This is a genomic window from Enterobacter sp. BRE11 (genome assembly GCF_031844285.1).
Lineage (GTDB): Bacteria > Pseudomonadota > Gammaproteobacteria > Enterobacterales > Enterobacteriaceae > Pantoea.
This window is the reverse complement of the sequence record NZ_JAUZUX010000036.1, coordinates 1-4,371: the sequence shown is the minus strand read 5'-3', so window position 1 is coordinate 4,371 and position 4,371 is coordinate 1. Positions and strand designations below refer to the sequence as shown.

Annotated in this window: 3 protein-coding genes and 1 pseudogene; 3 read left to right on the top strand and 1 reads right to left on the bottom strand. The window is 63.0% G+C overall.

Annotation, left to right across the window (positions count from 1 at the left end; all coding sequences use genetic code 11):
• Window positions 1–435 precede the first annotated feature (435 nt).
• The 3 genes from lldP to lldD are packed head-to-tail and all read left to right on the top strand — an operon-like array spanning window position 436 to window position 4,043.
• The gene (gene lldP, locus Q9R34_RS21510; protein WP_033755975.1) at window positions 436–2,085 is read left to right on the top strand and encodes an L-lactate permease; all 1,650 of its coding nucleotides are present in this window, start codon (window positions 436–438) and stop codon (window positions 2,083–2,085) included.
• On the top strand, window positions 2,085–2,846 hold the full coding sequence (lldR, locus tag Q9R34_RS21505; protein WP_033755973.1) for a transcriptional regulator LldR: 762 nt from the start codon (window positions 2,085–2,087) through the stop codon (window positions 2,844–2,846). The genes lldP and lldR overlap by 1 nt, the downstream gene beginning before the upstream one ends.
• Before the next feature lie 12 nt (window positions 2,847–2,858).
• The gene (gene lldD / locus Q9R34_RS21500) at window positions 2,859–4,043 is read left to right on the top strand and encodes an FMN-dependent L-lactate dehydrogenase LldD (RefSeq protein ID WP_048786605.1); all 1,185 of its coding nucleotides are present in this window, start codon (window positions 2,859–2,861) and stop codon (window positions 4,041–4,043) included.
• Window positions 4,044–4,114: 71 nt separating this feature from the next.
• On the opposite strand, the pseudogene Q9R34_RS21495 reads toward lldD, so the two are convergent.
• A pseudogene (locus Q9R34_RS21495) lies at window positions 4,115–4,371 on the bottom strand (methyl-accepting chemotaxis protein); the annotation flags it as partial.

Sequence of the window (4,371 nt, the reverse complement as noted above, 5' to 3'; positions counted from 1 at the left end):
CCCCTTTCCCGCTGTGCGATGGCAATACTTAATGCCCCTTCCGCCGTGCGATGGTGAGCTTTAACGCCCCTTTTTCGTTAGCGGGGGCTCTCCTGCTCCGCCATGCGATAACCGGCTGACGCCACGAAATAGCTCTTCGCGGCCTCATGGCGCTCCTGATGCTACCGCCCGCTGGCCGCTTCAGCGGCGCTAAACGCTTTGCCGCCTGCACGCCCGCGAAATTGGTCCTACCAAAACCTGTTGTTTGTGACAAATCTTCCAGCCTCAAATGAAAGTTTTAGCGAAAGATTGCATTCATCCCCGCACCAGATAAACAATTCTTTAACATTTACGCGCTTTTTGGTCTGACCAGCCTTGCGGCTGCGTGCTGTCTGACTGCGGCGCTCCCCGACCGCTGCCGTTTACAGGCAGGCACTCTTCTGGAGAATCAGGATCATGCAAAACTGGCAGCAACTTTACGATCCGCTCGATAATATCTGGCTGTCGAGCCTGATTGCGGCGCTTCCCATTCTCTTTTTCTTTTTCGCGCTGACGCGGCTGCGGATGAAAGGCTATCTCGCCGGCACCATCACGGTGCTGATCGCGCTGGCGGTGGCGCTGCTGTTCTACCGTATGCCGATCGACCAGGCGCTCGCCTCCGCCGTTTACGGTTTCTTCTACGGTCTGTGGCCTATCGCCTGGATTATCGTCGCCGCGGTGTTCGTGTATAAAATTACGGTGAAAACCGGCCAGTTTGGCATCATTCGCAACTCCATTTTGTCGATTACCGAAGATCAACGCCTGCAGATGTTGATCGTCGGCTTCGCCTTCGGATCCTTTCTGGAAGGCGCCGCCGGCTTCGGCGCGCCGGTGGCGATCACCGCCGCGCTGCTGGTCGGTTTGGGCTTTAAGCCAGTCTACGCCGCCGGGCTTTGCCTGATTGTGAACACCGCGCCGGTCGCCTTCGGCGCGATGGGCATTCCGATTATCGTCGCCGGCCAGGTCACCGGCGTGGATGCAATGGCGATCAGCCAGATGGCGGGGCGCCAGTTGCCGTTCCTGACCATGATCGTGCTGTTCTGGGTCATGGCGATCATGGATGGCTGGCGCGGGGTGAAAGAGACCTGGCCTGCAGTGGTGGTCTCCGGCGGCTCTTTCGCTATCGCCCAGTACCTGACCTCCAACTTCCTCGGCCCGGAGCTGCCGGACGTGATCTCCGCACTGGTCTCCCTGCTCTGCCTGACGCTGTTCCTGCGCGTCTGGAAGCCGGCGCGCATTTTCCGCTTTGCTGGCGAGGAGGAAAGCGGCGAACCGCAGCGCGTCGAGCGCTACAGCGCGGCGCAGGTGATGCGCGCCTGGATGCCGTTCCTGTTTTTGACGCTGACCGTCACCCTGTGGAGCATTCCGCCGTTTAAGGCGCTGTTCGCACCCGGCGGCGCGCTGTATGACTGGGTCTTCTCTTTCGCCGTGCCGTTCCTGCATCAGCAAGTGATCAAGATGCCGCCGGTGGTCGCCACCGCCACGCCTTACGCCGCTATCTACAAGCTCGACTGGTTCTCTGCCACCGGCACGGCAATTTTTATCGCTGCGCTGCTGTCGGTGATCTGGCTGCGCATGCGCCCCGCGCAGGCGATAAGCGCCTTTGGCGAAACCCTGCGCGAGCTGGCGCTGCCGATTTACTCCATCGGCGCGGTGCTGGCGTTCGCCTTTATCTCCAACTATTCGGGCCTCTCTACCACGCTGGCGCTGGCACTGGCCCATACCGGCAACGCCTTCACCTTCTTTTCACCGTTTCTCGGCTGGCTGGGCGTATTCCTCACCGGCTCCGATACCTCCTCTAACGCGCTGTTCGCCGCCCTGCAGGCGACCACCGCGCAGCAGATCGGCGTGCCGGAGGTGCTGCTGGTCGCCGCCAACACCACCGGCGGCGTTACCGGCAAAATGATTTCACCGCAGTCGATCGCTATCGCCTGCGCCGCGGTGGGGCTGGTCGGCAAAGAGGCCGACCTGTTCCGCTTTACCGTTAAGCACAGCCTGATTTTCACCTGCATCGTGGGGATTATCACTTCGCTGCAGGCCTGGGTTTTCCCGTGGATGATCCCGTAATGCATGAAGAACAACGCCTGGCGGAGAGCCTGGCGCAACGCCTGAGGGCTTTTATTGACGAGCAGCGGCTGCAGCCGGGCGAACGGCTGCCGGCGGAGCGCCAGCTGGCGCAGCAGCTGACAGCCTCCCGTTCGTCGCTGCGCGAGGCGCTGCAGAGACTGATCAGCGAAGGGGTACTGATCAGCCGGCGCGGCGGCGGCAACTTTATTGCCGAACGCCCGGCGGACTGGTCGGCGTCGCGGCTGGTGATGCCGCTCAGCACCCTGCTGGCGGACGACCCCGGTTACCGCTACGACGTGCTGGAAGCGCGCATCGCCATTGAATCCAGCACGGCGTGGCACGCCGCGCGCCGCGCCACGCCGGAAGACAAAGCGCATATCGAGCGCTGCTATCAGATGATGCTGCAGGTCAGCGATCGCGACGATCCCGACCTGGCTGCCCACTCCGACGTGCGCTTTCATCTGGCGATCGCCGAGGCCGCCCACAACCTGGTGCTGCTGCAGGCGATGCGCGGTCTGTTCGATCTGCTGCAGTCGTCGGTGATGCAGAGCCGTCAGCGGATGTACACCGCGCCGGAGATTTTCCAGCAGCTGGCGGTGCAGCATCAGGCGATCTGTCAGGCGATTATCGCCGGCGATGCCGAACGGGCGCGCAGCGTCACTATCCACCACCTTGAATTTGTTGACGCCACCATGCGCAACCTGCATGAGGAAGAGGCGCGACGGGCGCGCAGTATGCGCATTCCGGACAGTAAAGCGTAAGCGAGGACTACCGTGATTATCTCATCAGCAAAAGATTACCGAGCCGCAGCGAAAGCCAAAGTGCCGCCGTTTCTGTTTCACTACGCCGACGGCGGCGCTTATGACGAGTACACCCTGAAACGCAACAGCGACGATCTGGCGCAAATCGCGCTGCGCCAGCGCATTCTGCGCAATATGTCCTCGCTGAGCCTGGAAACGCAGCTGTTCGGCGAGACGCTATCGATGCCGGTGGCGCTGGCGCCCGTCGGCCTGTGCGGCATGTATGCGCGTCGGGGCGAGGTACAGGCGGCGCGCGCGGCGGATAAAAAGGGCATTCCTTTTACGCTCTCCACCGTGTCGCTCTGCCCGATTGAAGAGGTCGCCCCGGCGATGCAGCGCCCGATGTGGTTCCAGCTCTATGTGCTGCGCGATCGCGGCTTTATGCGCAACGTGCTGGAGCGGGCGCAGGCGGCGGGCTGCTCGACGCTGGTGTTTACCGTCGATATGCCGGTGCCGGGCGCGCGCTATCGCGATGCGCACTCCGGTATGAGCGGCCCGAACGCGGCGATGCGCCGCTATCTGCAATCGGCGCTCTATCCGCAATGGGCCTGGGATGTCGGCATTCATGGCCGCCCGCACGATCTTGGCAATATCTCCGCCTACCGCGGCGAGCCGACCCACCTGGAGGATTACATTGGCTGGCTGGGCAATAACTTTGACCCTTCGATCTCGTGGAGCGACCTGGAGTGGATCCGCGATTTCTGGAAGGGGCCGATGATCATCAAAGGCATCCTTGACCCGGAGGATGCGTGCGACGCGGTACGTTTCGGCGCGGACGGTATCGTGGTATCGAACCATGGCGGCCGCCAGCTGGACGGCGTACTCTCCTCGGCGCGCGCGCTGCCCGCCATCGCCGACGCGGTAAAGGGCGAACTGGCGATCCTGGCGGACGGCGGCGTACGCAGCGGGCTGGATGTGGTGCGCATGATCGCGCTGGGCGCGGATACCGTGCTGCTGGGCCGCGCGTTTCTCTATGCGCTGGCGGCGGCGGGCGAGGCGGGCGTCAGCAATCTGCTGAACCTGTTTGAAAAAGAGATACGCGTGGCGATGACGCTGACCGGCGCGCGCTCGATCGCGGAAATTACCCGCGATTCGCTGGTGCAGGCGGCGGCGCCGATGGAGCCTGACGCGCTGGCGAAGGCGGTAGCCAACGACTAAGGCGCGGCCATAAAAACAGAAAACCCGGCGGAGAGGCCGGGTTTTTTATCTTATCTGCTCACGCCTGAGGCTCAGAACTGTTCCCAGCCCCCCTGTGAGGCGGTCGCCGCGGCCGGCGTCGGCGTCAGCACGCGCGGACGCGGCGCGCTGACCGCCGGACTGCGCTCAAAGCCGCGCTGCGCGGTTTTAAACACGGCCACCGTCTGTTCCAGCTGTCGCGCCTGATCTTCCAGCGACGAGGCGGCAGCGGAGGACTCTTCAACCAGCGCGGCGTTCTGCTGCGTGGTGGTATCCATCTCGGTCATCGCCTGGCCGATCTGCAGGATGC